This is a genomic window from Paenibacillus sp. OAS669 (genome assembly GCF_014873645.1).
In the GTDB taxonomy this organism is placed as follows: domain Bacteria; phylum Bacillota; class Bacilli; order Paenibacillales; family NBRC-103111; genus Paenibacillus_S; species Paenibacillus_S vulneris.
The window spans coordinates 286,661-302,539 of sequence record NZ_JADBDR010000003.1 but is presented as its reverse complement, the minus strand read 5'-3'; the positions used below and the strand labels follow the sequence as shown (position 1 = coordinate 302,539).

The window sequence follows — 15,879 nt, the reverse complement described above, 5'->3', positions numbered from 1 at the left end:
CATAAATAGAAGTGGAAAAAGAGTTGTAAAAAAGAGGCCTTCCAATGGAAAGCCTCTTCCTGTATTTGATGTATTCCTCTAACCTACTCGATAAAATGAACGGTATGTAAAAACCGTTTCAGCATCGTTAACCCCTCTTATTTGGCCTTTACTTCAAAATGCTGGGCTGGCTGATTTCCAAACTGTATAGATTGAAATACACCGTTCGTGTACTCGGCGACAACTTTGTTCCAGAATGCCCTTGCTGCCGTATTATGTTCGATTTGGGATACGATCCATCGTCCCGGAAACCGGTCGAAGGTCTTGAATGCCGCGGATCGGCCTATCCCCAGCTTCTGATATTTGCGAAGGACGAAGAACTCCGCCATCAGCCAGGTGACGGATTGATCGGGAGCCCGCTCCCACTCTCTGACCAGCACCAACCCCGCCAATTTTCCCGACTCACGAATGAAAAACGGATGCCGGCTCGAATCCGTCCAATAGTGGTCCAGCATCCGATATTCGAATTGTCCGTATGGATTTAACTCCAGGCTATCCAGATGAACGCTTAATTCATATAAATAAAATTCCAGCAGATTGCGCAGAATCCCCTTTTCCTCATAAGCGACTCGCTGCAGCTCTACCTCCATCTCCCCACCTCGGCCATCCGTTAATTGAAATGCTGAATGACTTGCTCCAGGCTCATTTCACTCATGGAAGATATCCGTAAATCATACTTCTCGAACGTAAGAAATTGCGTCAGCTCATTAGGTACGATAACGCACTTCATGCCCGCCCTTGTCGCCGCCTTGGCGCCATTAGAGGAATCCTCGAAGGCAACCGATTCATTAGCGGCCACCTCAAGAAGCTCCAGCGTTCTCAAATAAAGAGTAGGATCCGGCTTCACCTTCTCCACCTGATCCCCTGTTGAAATAGCTTCAAAGTACTCGCCGATCTGCAGCTTGTTCAAGAAAAACTCGATCCACTCCCGCTTTGAACTAGAAGCAAGCCCTATTTTCAATCCTAATGATTTCGCTTCATTCAAATAATCCTGAACTCCATCCCTCATAGGAACCGCTTTCATTTTCTGTTTATGCAGCTCTTTTGCCTGCCGCTTAATGTCATCCCGGCATACCTCCAGGTTCACCACCTTCTCATCGATATATTGGTTCAGCGCCGAATCGTCCGTCCCTACACAATTTACGAACAGCTCCCAATGAAAATCGATTTGGTACGCCTCGAAAACTTCTTTATACGATTCGTACCAAACGGTCTCCGTATCAATGATCAACCCGTCAAAATCAAATACGACCGCCTTTATCATGCTGAGTCCCCTCCTATGGTTTGGCTTGCGGCAATACGTCGTCTTCAATGGCGCCCGCTCTGATGTACATAATGATTTTACGGGATTCGGCTTCCACTCTGTTGGCCCCTTCAGCACTAAGCCACCAGTTGTCCCGTTTGGTCGTTTGGTCGTCTACTGGACATAGGGTATATTGGACCCACCGGGGCATGTAAGTTTTCAGAGTCAGATGGGCTCTTCTCACATGATATGCTGAAGTAACGACCAATAGCCTGCGGACATTCTGAAGCATTAGGCCTCTATCAAGGACGAGCAGGGAGGCGAGAACATTTTCTTTCGTGTGCCTGGATTCCGTCTCCGTCAAAATATGCTCAGGAGGAACCCCAAGCTCAATAGCTCTCTCCCTCATAAGCATTGCCTCGCATTGATTGGATTGCGCCGGCCATACGGTTCCCCCCGACAGGAGAAGCTTCGGAGCCCTGCCTTGACGATACAGCTCAACTGCCGCAGGCAGCCTGTACCGCAAGCTTTTGTTGCTGCCAAATACAAAGATGCAGTCGCCGTGACTTCCATCGTCTGCAATGCCCTCGAACAATAGTGTCGTCATCTGCTGTCTCGTCAGACGATCAGGATCCAATTCTGAAATACGAATCGTAATCACCTCCGCTTCTCCATGTAAGCATCCAACTTACTTCCATTTTATCACAAAATAATAGGAACGACCGGACATAACCAATTTTCGGATTGCAAACATATGTTCTTTGTTATATAGTTTGATTATGGGTAATACTGGGAGGTGGTGCTGTTTCGCCGACAAGGAAACCACGTCACGGAAGCATCATGAATTCCAACCATTCAACCAAAGGAGCTGACATTGATAATGACAGTTAGATTGCTGCCTTATTTTGTGATGAACGGTAACGCCAAGGAAGCTATTGCATTTTATGAAAAAGCTTTGAACGCCCAGCTGCTCCACAGCCTTACGTTCGCCGATATGCCCGCTAATCCGGAGTTCCCGCTGCCTGACGCGGCCAAAGGACTGATCGCCTATTCCTTGCTGAAGGTCGGCGAGACGGACCTTATGCTCTCTGATACGTTCCCTGGTCAGCCCCACCAAAGCGGCAATCAGGTTACCGTTTGCATTTCCACCAAGGATGCGAGCGAAGCGAAGCAAATGTTCGAAGCTTTGTCGGAAGGCGGACAAGTTCATATGCCGCTGCAGGAAACCCATTTCAGCCCTGCTTACGGCAACCTGACCGATAAATTCGGCGTCTCGTTCCAGGTTTTCACTGAAGGCGAGCATTAAGAAGTACACCGTCAAACGTTTATCGGGCAAACCTTTCATTTGGAAGGGACCTTCTAAGCCTTTGCTTGCTATATGCAGCAGAGGCTTTTTTTAACATGATGACTTTAGTGGCTCCTTGCAAAGTAATTGAACTAGCCTCGAAATCAATGCGCCGCTTTGCGGGGGTGTACTAATTACTCCCTTCAATGAGGTGCATCCATTTGAAAATAAACCGTTGAATCTTTCATAGAGCAAGTGTACGTTTTTTTCCAATCCAAATTTGTACAGCCGTTAGCTGCCTTCCATTTCACCAAAAATCAATCACTTCAGTATATTCACCTTGTTAATGAAAGATTGGGAATCCTCCAAATCTCCATGAATGAATGGGATAGTGTAAGCCTAAATACTATACCCACGATACCCTTGGATACATCCGGCTGCGGTGCCTTCTGTTTATTCATCTCAGGTTAGGTCCCGCTCCCATTCCTGATCAAGGCTTCTACGATCTTATCACGGGTTTCGCTTAACCGTTCACCTGCGTTATGGGGGGATAAGGGCTCGCTCCAGCTGAATCCATCATCCTTATACCTCGGGATCAAGTGCATATGATAATGCCTCAGGTCGTTGAATATGCCGCCATTCTGGCATATCGAGATCCCATCAGGATGAAATACTCGCTTGATTATCGAGGATAGCTTCATGGAGGCCTCCATAATGCGGTGTGCTGTTTCCATGTCCATTTCATCGACATCCAGCACATGCCGTTTCGGAAGAATGAGCAGATGGCCCTCGTTAAACGGAGCGATATCCAGAACGCAGCTTAGATACTCATTCTCATAAACGATCTTCACGTCCGGCTCCGTCCCATTGGCAATTCGGCAGCCCAAGCAGTCCACTATCCCCGCCCCTCTCCGGGTCCGACTCGTTTGGCCATGAAGATATCCGGCTTGCCGAATCCGTTCGCATCCGGCAGGACACCGACCACTTCAAACCCCAGTTTCATGTAAAATCCAAAAGGATGTCTGTTCCGATCCGTCAGCTGCATCACCTTGCCCAGCACATCCGGATAAAGCTCTTGTCCGTATAAACTCGTGCCGTTCGACTCATCGTCTGTTCCCAAGTAAATCGTGATACCTCCTCTAGCTTGGACGCATGCCTCAAAATCAGTCACTAACGTCCTTCCGATCCCGCGTTCCCGATAGCTCTCTGCTACCACCAACGGATGCAGCTCCCACACATGGCCGCCGTAGCTGCTCTGACCGCCGATCCAGCCTACGACAGTGCCGTCTTCATCAACCGCCACTCGGCTGATCCTGTCCTCCTCCAAGCTCTCCTCTACTTCTAGCAAGGCTTCCTCCATGGTTGCCCAGGCTTCTGTGAAGTTTACCATCAAGAGGGCAGCGGCCCCCTGTATTCGTGCCATGTCTTCTCTGCGTAAGTCCACGATTTGCATTAGCTATTCCCTCCACATCTTATGTTATAGGGTTCTTTCACTTAAAATCAGCCGTTGCGTTTACTAAGCACACTCTTATTTTCATTATTTTACCACACCCATCCATGTCCCGGTGTGAAAAAACAACTACGATTATACTCTCCTCAAAGAAACTTCCGAGCTGCTCGGTATAGTGTCTGATAAAAGTCTATTGACAACAACTGGTACTCGAAGTTATCATGAAGAAAAATGAATGAATCATTCATTCACTAATGGAGGCGTTGTAATGATGAACAAAATAATGAATAATAATCAATGGACAGCACAAGGCAAATATATTGTGATCACCGGAGCTACCAGCGGAATCGGATTGGCGGCAGCCAAGGAGCTGGCCGCTCGCGGCGCTAACTTGGGCATTGTGGCTCGTAATCAAGCCAAGGCGAATGAGGTGGCAGCCCAGCTCCGTGCTATCGCCAAGGATAATACGGTAGATGTTTTCCTTGCAGATATGGCTTCTCAAGCATCCATACGCCAGGCGGCGAACGAGATTTTGAGCCGGTGGTCCAGGCTGGATATGTTGATCAACAATGCCGGGGCTATGTACGAGACGCGCCAGCTTACAGTGGACGGTTTGGAAATGACTTGGGCGGTTAATCATCTGGCCCCTTTTCTGTTAACCGGCCTGCTGCTTGACCGTTTGAAGCAAAGCGGGAATGCCCGTATCATTACAACCGCCTCCCACGGGCACAAGATGGCTAGGCGTGGAATCCGTTTCGAGGATATTAGCGCAAAACAATTGTTCACCTTCCCGCTCAATCTGTTAGGCGGAGCTACCCTCCGCTATGCCGAGACGAAGCTGGCGAATATATTATTTACCGCTGCATTAGCCCGACGCTTGGAAGGAACGGGGGTCTCCTCATACTGTTTCGATCCCGGCCTAGTGGCCACCAATTTCAACCAAAATAACGGGGCGGTAGTTCGCCTGTCGATGAGCGAGATGAAATTATTTTCCCGTACTCCCGAGAAGGGTGCTGAGACGTTGGTCTGGCTGGCCGACTCCAACGACGTTACGGGGCAAAGCGGGCTCTACTACGCAGATATGCAGCAAAAGACACCGGTAGCATCAGGTCTTAACAGAGCTGCAGCCGAGAAATTGTGGAGCATCAGTGAAGAACAAACATCCTATTCATGGGAGCGTGTATGACTGTGTTACCAACAGGCGAAACCAAAGCAGAACCTATTCCAGACGAACGAAAGGAACAAATCAAAAGAGCCGCACTCAAAGTATTCGCAGAACGGGGCATCTCGGGTACAAAGATGAGTATGATCGCCGCCGAAGCCGGCGTAAGCCAAGGGCTTTCTTATCGGTATTTTGAATCCAAAGAGGAAATTTTTACCTTACTTGTACAGGAAGCGATGGAGGCGGCCCAATCCGCTATTCACAGCCTGCACCAGCTGCCCGGCACTCCCTTGGAGCAAATCCGGACATTGACGGCTCAAATGCTGGAGGACAATCATAAATACAGCTTTCTTCTGCTGCAGCATGCGCGGCAATCCGATGACGTACCCGGTAAGGTTAAAGAAATCCTAGGGCAGTATTCGCCTCAAGAAACGATCCAGCAGCTGGCTCCTATTTTGATAAAGGGACAGGAGTCCGGGGAATTTTGCGCAGGGGATCCTTCCGAGCTGTTAATGCTCTACTTCTCCGTTATCACGGGATTGATGCTTCAGGAAGCGCCGGAACAAGGCTGGTCTAGCCAGATCGATATTCTTATGAAGATTTTGACGAAATAGCTCTTCAGAGTAATCGGTTATTTTTCAAAATACAAATAAACGCTTCGTCATCCTGCACATCTTGAAACTCCGGCTGCGCCATAAACCTATAGATATATCTCGCCCTCAAGCCTTTGTTGCCTTTTACGTTCACTTCAGACAACTGCAGATGGCGCAGCGTTTCCTACTTATTTGGGCATTCATACGCTATCCCCTTCCGTCAGTGCGGCCGAACCGCAATCATTGCCGCCATAAATAGGAAGCCAGATCGAAAAAGCCGATCCCGCACCCTTCGTGCTTCTAACGTGAACCGTCCCGCCGTGCTCTTCAAGAATCCATTTGGCGATCGATAACCCTAATCCGCTGCCAGGCGTCATTCCTCTGGAGGAGTCCGCCCGGTAAAACCTGTCGAAAATATGAGCAATCTCCTCCTCACTCATGCCGATTCCTGTATCCTCTATCCTGAATCCTATTCTCTGGTCCTCTTTCTCAACAATCAGCTTGACTGCCCCTTGGGGCGTGAACTTAAAGGCGTTTTCGATAAAAAGAAGCAGCATCCGCTGCAAATAATCTCTATCTCCAACGATACGAATCCCCTGCGTGAGCTCTGCCTTCTCTACAGCCCAATTGACATGCTTCGGAATGGACTCGACTTTGCTTAGGACGGTTTCAATAATTGACCGCAGCTCCCATACGTCCCTGCTCATTTGTAAACCGGAATCGGCTCTAGCTAGAGACAGCAAATCGTTGACGAGTCTCCCCATCCTCTCGGAAGCATCCGTAATATCCTGCAGTGCTTCCAAAGAGATTTCAATTTCCACAGGAGTATGAGGCCGCTTGCGGTTCGAGGCTCCCCATACGGTTTTCAAAAATTCGGCATTTCCTTGAATGGACGTCAACGGGGTTCTCAGCTCATGCGATGCGTCGGCTACAAATCTGCGCTGCATCATCGACGATTGATCCAGCTGGGCATATATGTTCTGAATGCGTTCAAGCATCTGATTCATGGTTTCGCTTAAAAGACCTATTTCATCTATTGGCCCCTGATATTGGATTCGCGTTCCAAAGTCGTCGCTATGCCGGATTTTCCTGGCCGCAGCCGCTAACGAATAGATCGGCTTAAGCGCCTTGCGTGAAAAGAGCCAGCCTATATAAGCGGCGAGGGTCACTACAATGATGGCTAAGAGGCCAAGAATCCAACGCAAATTCGCGAGGAACCTTTCCATTACGCCGACATTATAAGCGGCCTGCAGCACTCCGACGGTGCTTCCATTCCAAACTAATGGCTCGCTATAGATCAAAAAGGACGTATTATGGATCGGAACGACGGAATACTCCTCTTCTTGATTTCTCGTCAAAGCCTGTGAAGAATAGGGAAGCTCAGCATGGCTCAAATTGACTGTCTTGCTCTTGGTGCCGCTAAGGAAGTTGGTAATCTGAATGTACATTCCCGAGCTGACGGTATCCAGATCATCAAGCCCGATGACCAAATTCGAGCCTCGCGGGGAAATTTCCAGCTGGTAAGCAATATGTTGATGAATTTGTGCTGTCTGAGCCTTCAACGATTTTTTCAAGTCATTGTATATGGAAGCCTCCAAAAAAATGTAGAGAGCAGCACTAAAAAATAATAAAACGCAGGTCAAAATGCCCGAATAAAGCAGGGTTAATCTCATACGGATCGTCAAGGTACATCACTTCCATCCAGGTAGTCGATATACCTTAATTATCCATACGCAGATTAACATGAAGTTAAAATAACCTAAATCTTCAGGAGCCGTCAGCGAAGCTGAGCCCCTTCTCTGCCAAGGCGCGGCGAAGCAGCTCCATCGCTTTGGGACCCATGCCGTGAAGTTGAAGAACCTCGGATTCCTTCAGCTTGGCGAACTGTTCCAGACGTACATAACCGGCACCTGTAAGAGCTCTTACAGCCGGCTTCGCCAACCCCGCAGGAAGGTCAGATTCCGGCACCGCGCGCTGCACTTCCTTGCTATCGTTTCTCTTTTTGGTCATGAAATTTTCACCTTTCATTCGTTAAAATGCATTCCTTAAGACTATGGCAAGAACTTTGTCGCGTAATGGATTCTTCTGTAATCCTGCTGAAAACCAAACATGCTGTACAGCGACCTGGCCGCTGCGTTAGCAGTATCAACAGACAATCGAACATCCTCCGCCCCTTGGACAGTTAATCTTTGAAGAATTTGGGATAGCATCGCCTTACCGATACCCCGCTTTTGATGCTCGTGCCGTACCGCAATGGTAGGTATTCGCCCTTGGGTCCCTCTGAGAGTAGCTGAGACGAAGCCCAAGGGCTCTCCTGACAGAGTAGTACACAACAGATACAGTTCCGGTGAAAATCCTGTCCCCTCGAACTCATGGACAACGCTTGCCGTACTTTTATTACCTCCAAACGCATCGTTATAAATTTCAGCCCAGGCTTGGGCATCTGCAAGGGTCGGGGCACGGAACAGCCATTCCTTTGACGGAGCTCTGTGCCTCAAATCCTCAACGGCCTTCCAACGAAGAACCTCCAAGCTTTGCTGCTCCTGCATGCGGAACCGAATGCCCAGTGCAGTTTCACCAGGAATACGTGTTATGGCGCGATGAATGAAATGAATCGGAGTCGACTCTTCTAATGCAATCTTTTCAAGTTTCGAGAAAATAAAGTCAAATATAGCAGTGCCAATACCCTGTCTGCGCCAATCAGGGTCAACCGTTCCGTAGCAATAAACCGCCGTATGAGAGTTCCTTTTGACGAAACACAAGGAAAAATACGCAGCCATGTCTGCACCAGCCTCAACGACAAAAGTATGCTCGCGAATGCGTTCGCCCGGTTCATCCAGATCACGCTCAAACTCTTCTGCTGTTACTCCGTACATGAAATGATACGGTTCGCGGCTGATCAAGGATACGATAGCATGGGTATCGGACGGCGTATGTAACCGAAAAGATATTTTTTCTCTCGGCGTCTTCATATCACTTACCTCCATATTTGGTATTTCTCCGTCAGCTTTGTCCATATAATTCATATAATTCAAGACTCCCCCAGCGTAATCCGCGTCTAACACGTTAGGTCTTTTTTTAAATAATAATGAGTGTGTCCTCCCGCGTTAGGAATCGTTTAAATATCAAAACCGAGCTTTTGATAAAATCCCAACGCCTGAAAGCTTAATGTATCCAGCTTGATGAAATCGCACTGCTGCTCTTGGGCCATGCGTTCAGCTTGGTCGAGCAGCTGTTTACCATAACCCGATCTACGGTATGCTTCCTCTACAAACACATAGTGGACCTCCAGCCAGTTCCAGCATACTTCCCCTACTAGTCCTCCCAAAATATGACCCTCGCCATCTTTCAGAAACAGGTTTACCTCTTGATATCGGTTCCTTAGCTCAGCAGGAAAATGACGCCAGTTAAACTCGATCAGCTTATTTCTTACCCAGGCTTTGCCTTCGCTGTCGATTTCTTGTGATAGGTACAATTCCACCGAGATCCCCCCTTTTCGTTGCATTTCCAAACCCTTTACCATACAAAAATACAATTTTTTTCTGGAAAGTGGATGATAAAAATCATCTATATACAAACATTCCACCGCTAGTCGTACATTCCCCACAAAGTGGGCTTGGCTTGAAATCTAATTAAAGGTACCTTCCGGGGAACCTCTATTTGCAAACCCTAAAATGTTTAAAAAACGGCTGCCGAAGCAACCGTTCTCTTTGCAAATTGTTAAATTAACGAGTTATAATTTCCGCACGTTTGTCCGTATGGGCTTCATTATGCTTCTCAAGCCTTTGCATCAGTTCCATTGCTTGCTCCGGCCAGTTGGCACGGAATTCATCCCATCCGTGAAGCACAACGCGGCAAGGCAGACGTTTGTTATTACCAAGCGTATCCGATACAGCATCCCAATCGGCTATTGCTTCCTTAGAACCGACCTTGCGCTTGAGCAGAACAAACAGATCCTCTTCCTTCTTCACTCTATCCAAAGGAACAAAAATCCGGTGATCATCATTAACATCAAAATAGTTGCCATCCGGATCGTAGAACTGAAAGTTGATCCCGCAATCGTCACGGTGCCGCAATTTCGTTACCTGTACGCCATGGGCTCTCAAATGCTCATATAACCCTTCGATGTTCTTGATGCTAAAACACCATGCCGCTTCCGGTTCCCCGCCTTCTTGCTTATAAAAGTTGACTGTCGATTCCAGATCGGTATGCACCAGGAATAAGCCCATTCCGGGCATCGATAGCATTGCATGGCTTCCGGGTTCAAGAATACTGGATTTCATTCCCAGCATCCTATCGTACCAATCAGCAGCTTTAACTACATCCCTGGTTGGAATATAGACACACGCGAGCCCCTTCCATTCAAATGCTGTTCTTTGAGATGGGTCCTCTGTCTTCATCTGTACGCTCATCATAAGCCTCCTGATATTTTATTGATTCAGGGCAATATGCCTGATCACAATAGGATGCCATCACAAGGTGCTAATCTGACATGAGCCCAAACTTTTTTTCGGCTAAACCAAATGGAATTTATTACCTAGGGAATAACGATTTAAATCTTCACCCGTTCTCACTTATCCGGACGGTACAGTCATTTCGGCAAGATGCCAGCAAACACCGGCCGGATCGATTAGATGGATCTCCCGCTTCCCCCATGGGTATAAGGTCGGTTCCTTAACCTTAATAGGGAATCTTTCGGCAAGCTCCGCTTCCTGTATATGCGTCCACCAGCCGTCAAGATCATCGACGAGTAATTCAACCATGAAATTATCCTGCAGCTCTTGATTGTGGATATTTTGCAGGTAGAAGTCCTGACCTTCCGTTCGAAAAATACTCAAGCCATTATCCGAATATACCTTCTCAAAGCTCAGTGCTTCGAAAAATCGTTGGGCCAGTGCATAATCCTTTCCGGAAGGAATAAACGGACGAAGCTGAAATGCTTTCATATTTGTCCCTCCTTATCCCCTTAGCAAGGTAAATAGTCGAACAATGCGTCCAAGGAACGGATCTCCCGCTGTACTGGCACAACCGGAGATTCATTTTTTCTATTAAGCCATATGCCGTAAATCCCGAGCTTCTCGCAAGGAACAATATCCGTACGAACATCATCGCCTACATAGGTCGCCTTCATAACATCTTCCCCTGCACACTGACAAGCGTATGTGAATATTGCCGCATCCGGCTTCGATACCCCGATGTCTCCCGAGGCGACCACAACATCAAAGTAATCCTTCAACCCCATTCGCTCCAGCTTCATCCTTTGTTGACAGGAATCCCCGTTCGTAATGACACCCAATCTGTAACCAGAGAGCTTTTGGAGGCAGGGGAGTACGTCATCATAAGGCTTCCAGTGCTGTTCAAAATGATAAATATAGGTATCGAAGAAAGCTGACGCTTCCTTATCGCTGATTTCCCCTTTTACAAGCTCCTTCATTCTTTCCGCCTGCTGCTGCCCAAAGGTCAGCTCTCCCTTTAAATAACGCGAATAATGCTTTACCGCTACGCGGCACCATTCCTCATAAAATGATTCACAAGGCACGTCTTGGAGCTTGAGCCTCTCTCCGAATTGCTGATGGAAGCCTCGAACTCCCATGAATTCCGCAGCTTTGAAATCTAATAAGGTTCCGTCCAAATCAAAAAAGATCAACCGCACTCACCTCCTAAGACAATATAGTGATGAGGTTTACTGCTCCCCGGTGTTTCTCGAATAGACTAAAAATCCGCTTCTCTTTTCCCAACCTGCCGCCTTCCAAAAGCGATTGCCGATCTCATTATCCTCGATAACGAAAATATGACATTTATCGATCCCTAGCTCCCTCAGCTTGGTTAAGCTTGTTTCTACCAAGCGATGGCCGATTCTTTGCTGGCGATACTCCGGGTTTACCGCAACGTGATAAATAAAGCCCCGCCTTCCGTCATGCCCGCACAATATCGTCCCCACTACCGTCTCCTTATCGACACATACGTAGCTAAGCCCCTGGTTCCGGTGCAAATAAGCCGCAATACTATCCTTCGAATCCGCCTCGCTTAAAGCCAGCCCGTCGATCCGCTGCCATAATTCGATCATTTGCTCATAATCCTGCAGCTTCATTTCTCTGATTGTAGTCATAAGATGTACCTTCATTCGTTTGTTAGTTTATCTCCAAGCATATCGCTGGAATGGTTAGCTTCATTATAGGTTTCGTCGGGTTGGAACCGCAAGCTAAGTAAATTGCCATCGGCCGGCTTCCAGCATGGCCCTAGCGTTCGGAATCTCCTTGGGATTCAAGACTCCCCTCCTTCAATCCGTCTTCGATTCGATGAGAGGCGCATAATCTGATTATCTTTCCGCTCCCCGTCGAACCATTCGCGTCCGTAGAGCACCTTCACTTTTTCAAAGCCGCATTTCTCATAGCTTCTAATGGCCCTGGTATTCCAGGTTTGAGGGTCGATATAGATCTCGTCTGCTCCCTTTACATCGAACAAATAGGAAGTAACCAATCGCAGAGCTGCTGTCCCGATCCCTTGATTCCAATGCATGCTTTCTCCGATAAACAGATCTATCCCGAAGGTCCGACTATCCTCCTGAGCACCATAAGCCTTGATTTCTTCCTGCTGCAGAGGGTAAAACTGAATATATCCAATTGATGTCGATTCCATCTCGATCATACATGGGGTTACATAGTGCTCGCCCTTTGCCCGCGGGCCATACTTATCCTTAATCTGTTCCAGTGTGTACCGGGCACTGGGCCCCTCAATGAAACGAAGCACTTGCTCGTCGTTAAGCCATCTCAAAAGACTTGCATAATCTTCATCGGCATCCTTCATCAAACGAATCAAGACTCGGCTATCCTTAATAAGCAACATAGCACCTCGTTCCGTATTTTATAAATCTGCATAGTGGGAGATTCTGAAGCTCATTGCAAGTATAATAGAAGATGTATTATGAATGGATTAGGGGGTATCAGAATGAAGGATATAGTAACTAAGGAGTTGGACACCGCTTTAAGCCATTGGAATGCCATGTCCCGATCGGATCAGGAAGAGGCGGAAGAGATGGCGAATGCATTTGAAGCAGCCTTCTATCGTTTCATCGACGCGCTGCGTGAATGGGTCTATGCACTAAACCCTCGTCCGCAAACTTTGGATGAATTGTTGGAGATGCCCTTTATCCGGGACATCACGGATCGCCTGCCTGCTCCGCTTTACTTGAACTTCGAAACGGAGGCCGAGCTGATTATGGAGAATAGGAGCAGAATCGACGACGAGAAATATGATTAAAGGCCGGACATCAGAAGAAAACCAATGGTCTGTCTCAGGCTAAATCAGCCGATTTACTCCTCGCCGTAGCCATTAAAAAGCTCATCGATCATCCGGTCCTTGTTATTGAGAAACTGCTTCATGATAATAAAGTGATCGGTCTCTTCCAACCGCCGCTCCTCAATTCCCTCCGGCGTCAAATAATAAATAATGGAGTCGGGGTACGCCATTAATATTGGAGAATGCGTGGAGATAATGAACTGGGAGCTCTGCCCGACCAGCTCATGAATACGCGATAGCATCGCCATCTGCCGGAACGGGGACAGGGCTGCTTCTGGCTCGTCCAGAATGTACAAGCCTTGTCCTCCAAATCGATGCAGGAATGCGGCGAAGAAGGATTCTCCGTGGGACTGCTCATGCAGCGACTTCCCACCATAGGAGTTTTTGATCGGCGGCCCGAAAGAGAATTCGTTATCCAGCTCCTCGATATGAGTAGCCAGGTTATAATAGCTCTCGGCACGGAAAAAGAATCCGTCCCGCGGCTTACGTCCCCCGCTGACTATCCGAATATGCTCGTGCAAATTCGAATGGGTGGCTTGCGTTGAAAATGTAAAATTTTTCGTGCCGCCCTCCGGATTGAAGCCCCAGGCAACGGCAATGGATTCCATTAATGTCGATTTGCCCATTCCGTTCTCGCCGATAATGTAGGTCACTTTGGGATGAAAAGATAACGTATGCAATCGTTGAATAGAGCCTAGATGAAATGGATAATGATCAAAGGAAGGAACACTTTCCCTTATCAACTCTATCCGTCTCAAATAAGGTTCTCGGGTTATTGGTTTCATTCGCCGCATCATCTCCGCTGCAATTCTGGTAATGCCATATAGGTCAGGCTATAGAGGCCGCTTCGTTAACGGTGACAGGGACCCAGATTTCCACTATCGATTCTTCGTTGAAAGGTCCCAGGAACCTCTCATCATAGACTTCCATATGATACCCTGCCCGAACGCTCCACTTGGGGGACAACCAATCCCTATATATGCGGTCGATAAAGGTCCGAATAAAACCTAATGTTCCTCTGTATGTAAAAACGGCATAGCTTCCCGCTTCCGCAACAAATGTAATCATTCCCTCAGGTATAACCAAGCTCTCCGTCATGACTTTGGCTCCCGCTACGAACTCAAAACCGTCTTCCCTTGTTGAACCTGATGGTACCAGTTCCACACCGAAGGTTCGTCCAGGGATCACCTGATCAACCTCGTTAGCCCGCTCCGCCCATTGACCGTACAATTGCGGAATCGCGTTATCGTAGGGAAGCACACGCTGCTGGAAACCAACGATCACCAATCGTTCTTTCTTAACCAAAACAGGTTCCATCGCTCAATCGCTCCCACATGAAAGATTCGCTTAAAATCCCTATTATTTGTAAGTTATCCCTATTTTACCAAACATAAGTTCTTATTACAAGTAAAATCCTCTGTTATGAAAAAGGCTGCGAGCCCTATTTATCTTCTAATGATCCGATACAGGCCGCAAAAGGGAATGATGCAGCTGTAGAAATTTTCCTAAATAGCTTGTCAGACGGCACGGCTTCATGATAGTATACTATTTGTACTAAGAACACTGGTTTGCAACGCGGAGCCGTGGTGTAGAGGCCTAACATGCCTGCCTGTCACGCAGGAGACCGCGGGTTCGAATCCCGTCGGCTCCGCCATTTATCACATCCGATTTCAATTGGTACATAAGCAATCGAAAGCATAGAGCGGCCTAGCTGCTCTTTTTTTGCATTCCAGGTCAGCATTACCAGGAGAGTGTGATCTATATGCTTCGACGCGGACGGTTCGCCCCTACCCCCTCTGGACAGCTTCATATCGGAAATGCTTTCACGGCGCTGTGTTCATGGCTGCAAATCCGCCAAGCCGGCGGACAATTCCTGCTGCGGATTGAGGATATCGACAAGCTAAGATCCCGCCCCGCCTTGGCGGAGCAGATGCAGGAGGATCTGCAATGGCTCGGCCTTGATTGGGACGAAGGACCTGGCATCGGCGGTCCCTTCGGCCCCTATGAACAGAGCCGCCGCGAGCTGCTCTATGACAAGGCTCTGGATCGGCTGAAAGCGGATGGGCTTACTTATCCGTGCTATTGCAGCCGCGCGGACCTGGCCCGAATTGCCAGCGCGCCGCATGGCCTCTCTTCAGAAGGGGAGGCATACCCTGGCCTATGCCGCCATTTAACGGACGAGGAGCGACGCGCGAAGGAGGCGGTTAAAACCCCTTCACTTCGGTTTAGGATGCCTGATGACCCGATCAGCTTCGTGGATGGCATCACAGGTACGCAAACGTATGGAGCTGAAACGTTAAGGGATTTTGTCGTCAAGCGGGCCGACGGGATGTTCAGCTATCAGCTGGCCGTAACGGTGGATGATGCAGCGATGGGGATTACGGATGTGCTGCGGGGAAGCGATCTGCTCGACTCTACGCCGAGACAGCTTGCTTTGTACGGGGCGCTCGGCCGGAAGCCTCCGCGTTTCTCACATATTCCTCTGCTGGTCGATGCGGATGGCAACCGATTCTCCAAACGGGACAAAAGCCTGTCTCTCACAGCGCTGCGTGCCGAAGGGGTTGCACCGGAGCGATTAAGCGGGTTGATCGGCTATTTGGCAGGCTGGCTCGACCATCTGGAGCCCGTCCCGGCGCAAGCGCTAATCCCGCGTTTCCATACAAAGCGTTTGAACAAGCGGCTCATTCCGGTCAGCGGTGAACAGCTTCGTTGGCTTCGAAGCAGATAAGGGATCCTGACATAGCCTTACATATTGAACACAACTACAGACTTTCATTAAGCAAATCCGCTCATGAATATAAAAGGCTG

The 15,879-nt window shown here is 48.4% G+C and carries 21 protein-coding genes and 1 tRNA gene; 6 read left to right on the top strand and 16 right to left on the bottom strand.

Annotated elements, in window-relative coordinates; genetic code table 11:
• Positions 1–137 precede the first annotated feature (137 nt).
• The 3 genes from GGC63_RS09275 to GGC63_RS09265 are packed head-to-tail and all read right to left on the bottom strand — an operon-like array spanning position 138 to position 1,943.
• Positions 138–629 (bottom strand): GNAT family N-acetyltransferase, encoded by a 492-nt coding sequence (locus GGC63_RS09275; RefSeq protein ID WP_192702041.1) that lies wholly within the window; start codon positions 627–629, stop codon positions 138–140.
• Between the two features lie 20 nt (positions 630–649).
• Positions 650–1,300 carry an HAD family hydrolase gene (locus GGC63_RS09270; RefSeq protein ID WP_192702262.1) on the bottom strand — a complete coding sequence of 217 codons (651 nt, stop codon included), beginning with the start codon at positions 1,298–1,300 and terminating at the stop codon, positions 650–652.
• A 16-nt stretch (positions 1,301–1,316) separates the two neighbouring features.
• The gene (locus GGC63_RS09265) at positions 1,317–1,943 is read right to left on the bottom strand and encodes a YdcF family protein (RefSeq protein WP_256865450.1); all 627 of its coding nucleotides are present in this window, start codon (positions 1,941–1,943) and stop codon (positions 1,317–1,319) included.
• Positions 1,944–2,162: 219 nt separating this feature from the next.
• On the opposite strand from GGC63_RS09265, the gene GGC63_RS09260 reads away from it, so the two are divergent.
• Positions 2,163–2,588, top strand: coding sequence for a VOC family protein (locus GGC63_RS09260; RefSeq protein WP_079912435.1), 426 nt, complete (start codon positions 2,163–2,165; stop codon positions 2,586–2,588).
• A 446-nt stretch (positions 2,589–3,034) separates the two neighbouring features.
• On the opposite strand, the gene GGC63_RS09255 is transcribed toward GGC63_RS09260, so the two are convergent.
• Positions 3,035–3,463 carry an HIT family protein gene (locus GGC63_RS09255; RefSeq protein WP_192702040.1) on the bottom strand — a complete coding sequence of 143 codons (429 nt, stop codon included), beginning with the start codon at positions 3,461–3,463 and terminating at the stop codon, positions 3,035–3,037.
• Entirely contained in the window at positions 3,463–4,020 is a 558-nt protein-coding gene (locus GGC63_RS09250; RefSeq protein WP_192702039.1) for a GNAT family N-acetyltransferase, read from the bottom strand. The genes GGC63_RS09255 and GGC63_RS09250 overlap by 1 nt, the downstream gene beginning before the upstream one ends.
• A gap of 268 nt (positions 4,021–4,288) precedes the next feature.
• On the opposite strand from GGC63_RS09250, the gene GGC63_RS09245 reads away from it, so the two are divergent.
• Positions 4,289–5,203, top strand: coding sequence for an SDR family NAD(P)-dependent oxidoreductase (locus tag GGC63_RS09245; protein ID WP_192702261.1), 915 nt, complete (start codon positions 4,289–4,291; stop codon positions 5,201–5,203).
• Positions 5,200–5,793, top strand: coding sequence for a TetR/AcrR family transcriptional regulator (locus GGC63_RS09240; protein WP_192702038.1), 594 nt, complete (start codon positions 5,200–5,202; stop codon positions 5,791–5,793). The genes GGC63_RS09245 and GGC63_RS09240 overlap by 4 nt, the downstream gene beginning before the upstream one ends.
• A gap of 179 nt (positions 5,794–5,972) precedes the next feature.
• Here the strand turns inward: GGC63_RS09240 and GGC63_RS09235 are convergent, their stop codons facing one another.
• From GGC63_RS09235 to GGC63_RS09195, 9 genes are all read right to left on the bottom strand, one after another.
• Complete coding sequence (locus GGC63_RS09235) at positions 5,973–7,457, bottom strand: sensor histidine kinase (protein WP_192702037.1); 1,485 nt, start codon at positions 7,455–7,457, stop codon at positions 5,973–5,975.
• A gap of 82 nt (positions 7,458–7,539) precedes the next feature.
• Positions 7,540–7,782, bottom strand: coding sequence for a DNA-binding protein (locus tag GGC63_RS09230; RefSeq protein ID WP_079912565.1), 243 nt, complete (start codon positions 7,780–7,782; stop codon positions 7,540–7,542).
• Between the two features lie 41 nt (positions 7,783–7,823).
• Positions 7,824–8,744, bottom strand: a complete 921-nt coding sequence (locus tag GGC63_RS09225) for a GNAT family N-acetyltransferase (protein WP_192702036.1) — start codon at positions 8,742–8,744, stop codon at positions 7,824–7,826.
• Positions 8,745–8,890: 146 nt separating this feature from the next.
• Positions 8,891–9,253, bottom strand: a complete 363-nt coding sequence (locus GGC63_RS09220) for a GNAT family N-acetyltransferase (RefSeq protein WP_192702035.1) — start codon at positions 9,251–9,253, stop codon at positions 8,891–8,893.
• A gap of 244 nt (positions 9,254–9,497) precedes the next feature.
• A complete protein-coding gene (locus GGC63_RS09215) occupies positions 9,498–10,172 on the bottom strand; it encodes a VOC family protein (protein WP_225948095.1) in 675 nt (224 codons plus the stop codon).
• A 174-nt stretch (positions 10,173–10,346) separates the two neighbouring features.
• A complete protein-coding gene (locus GGC63_RS09210; protein ID WP_192702033.1) occupies positions 10,347–10,718 on the bottom strand; it encodes a glyoxalase in 372 nt (123 codons plus the stop codon).
• A 20-nt stretch (positions 10,719–10,738) separates the two neighbouring features.
• The gene (locus tag GGC63_RS09205; RefSeq protein WP_192702032.1) at positions 10,739–11,419 is read right to left on the bottom strand and encodes an HAD family hydrolase; all 681 of its coding nucleotides are present in this window, start codon (positions 11,417–11,419) and stop codon (positions 10,739–10,741) included.
• A gap of 36 nt (positions 11,420–11,455) precedes the next feature.
• Positions 11,456–11,881: a GNAT family N-acetyltransferase gene (locus GGC63_RS09200; protein WP_192702031.1), complete on the bottom strand. Its 426-nt coding sequence runs from the start codon at positions 11,879–11,881 to the stop codon at positions 11,456–11,458.
• A gap of 155 nt (positions 11,882–12,036) precedes the next feature.
• Entirely contained in the window at positions 12,037–12,591 is a 555-nt protein-coding gene (locus GGC63_RS09195) for a GNAT family N-acetyltransferase (RefSeq protein WP_192702030.1), read from the bottom strand.
• 129 nt (positions 12,592–12,720) lie between these two features.
• Here GGC63_RS09195 and GGC63_RS09190 point away from each other — a divergent pair, with 129 nt between their 5' ends.
• Entirely contained in the window at positions 12,721–13,032 is a 312-nt protein-coding gene (locus GGC63_RS09190) for a hypothetical protein (protein ID WP_192702029.1), read from the top strand.
• Positions 13,033–13,085: 53 nt separating this feature from the next.
• Here the strand turns inward: GGC63_RS09190 and GGC63_RS09185 are convergent, their stop codons facing one another.
• Together GGC63_RS09185 and GGC63_RS09180 are read right to left on the bottom strand one after the other, a co-directional pair.
• Positions 13,086–13,856, bottom strand: coding sequence for an AAA family ATPase (locus tag GGC63_RS09185; RefSeq protein WP_192702028.1), 771 nt, complete (start codon positions 13,854–13,856; stop codon positions 13,086–13,088).
• Between the two features lie 43 nt (positions 13,857–13,899).
• Positions 13,900–14,388, bottom strand: coding sequence for a GyrI-like domain-containing protein (locus tag GGC63_RS09180; RefSeq protein ID WP_192702027.1), 489 nt, complete (start codon positions 14,386–14,388; stop codon positions 13,900–13,902).
• Positions 14,389–14,648: 260 nt separating this feature from the next.
• On the opposite strand from GGC63_RS09180, the gene GGC63_RS09175 reads away from it, so the two are divergent.
• Together GGC63_RS09175 and gluQRS are read left to right on the top strand one after the other, a co-directional pair.
• Positions 14,649–14,725, top strand: a tRNA-Asp gene (locus tag GGC63_RS09175).
• Between the two features lie 108 nt (positions 14,726–14,833).
• Positions 14,834–15,799, top strand: a complete 966-nt coding sequence (gene gluQRS, locus GGC63_RS09170; RefSeq protein ID WP_192702026.1) for a tRNA glutamyl-Q(34) synthetase GluQRS — start codon at positions 14,834–14,836, stop codon at positions 15,797–15,799.
• Positions 15,800–15,879: the final 80 nt, after the last annotated feature.

What these genes read in the sequence shown, in the direction of transcription:
- GGC63_RS09275 (WP_192702041.1), bottom strand. Translation starts at nt 629, where the DNA reads ATGGAGGTAGAGCTGCAGCGAGTCGCTTATGAGGAAAAGGGGATTCTG.
- GGC63_RS09260 (WP_079912435.1), top strand. Translation starts at nt 2,163, where the DNA reads ATGACAGTTAGATTGCTGCCTTATTTTGTGATGAACGGTAACGCCAAG.
- GGC63_RS09250 (WP_192702039.1), bottom strand. Translation starts at nt 4,020, where the DNA reads ATGCAAATCGTGGACTTACGCAGAGAAGACATGGCACGAATACAGGGG.
- GGC63_RS09245 (WP_192702261.1), top strand. Translation starts at nt 4,289, where the DNA reads ATGAACAAAATAATGAATAATAATCAATGGACAGCACAAGGCAAATAT.
- GGC63_RS09240 (WP_192702038.1), top strand. Translation starts at nt 5,200, where the DNA reads ATGACTGTGTTACCAACAGGCGAAACCAAAGCAGAACCTATTCCAGAC.
- GGC63_RS09230 (WP_079912565.1), bottom strand. Translation starts at nt 7,782, where the DNA reads ATGACCAAAAAGAGAAACGATAGCAAGGAAGTGCAGCGCGCGGTGCCG.
- GGC63_RS09225 (WP_192702036.1), bottom strand. Translation starts at nt 8,744, where the DNA reads ATGAAGACGCCGAGAGAAAAAATATCTTTTCGGTTACATACGCCGTCC.
- GGC63_RS09215 (WP_225948095.1), bottom strand. Translation starts at nt 10,172, where the DNA reads ATGAAGACAGAGGACCCATCTCAAAGAACAGCATTTGAATGGAAGGGG.
- GGC63_RS09210 (WP_192702033.1), bottom strand. Translation starts at nt 10,718, where the DNA reads ATGAAAGCATTTCAGCTTCGTCCGTTTATTCCTTCCGGAAAGGATTAT.
- GGC63_RS09200 (WP_192702031.1), bottom strand. Translation starts at nt 11,881, where the DNA reads ATGACTACAATCAGAGAAATGAAGCTGCAGGATTATGAGCAAATGATC.
- GGC63_RS09190 (WP_192702029.1), top strand. Translation starts at nt 12,721, where the DNA reads ATGAAGGATATAGTAACTAAGGAGTTGGACACCGCTTTAAGCCATTGG.
- GGC63_RS09185 (WP_192702028.1), bottom strand. Translation starts at nt 13,856, where the DNA reads ATGAAACCAATAACCCGAGAACCTTATTTGAGACGGATAGAGTTGATA.
- GGC63_RS09180 (WP_192702027.1), bottom strand. Translation starts at nt 14,388, where the DNA reads ATGGAACCTGTTTTGGTTAAGAAAGAACGATTGGTGATCGTTGGTTTC.
- gluQRS (WP_192702026.1), top strand. Translation starts at nt 14,834, where the DNA reads ATGCTTCGACGCGGACGGTTCGCCCCTACCCCCTCTGGACAGCTTCAT.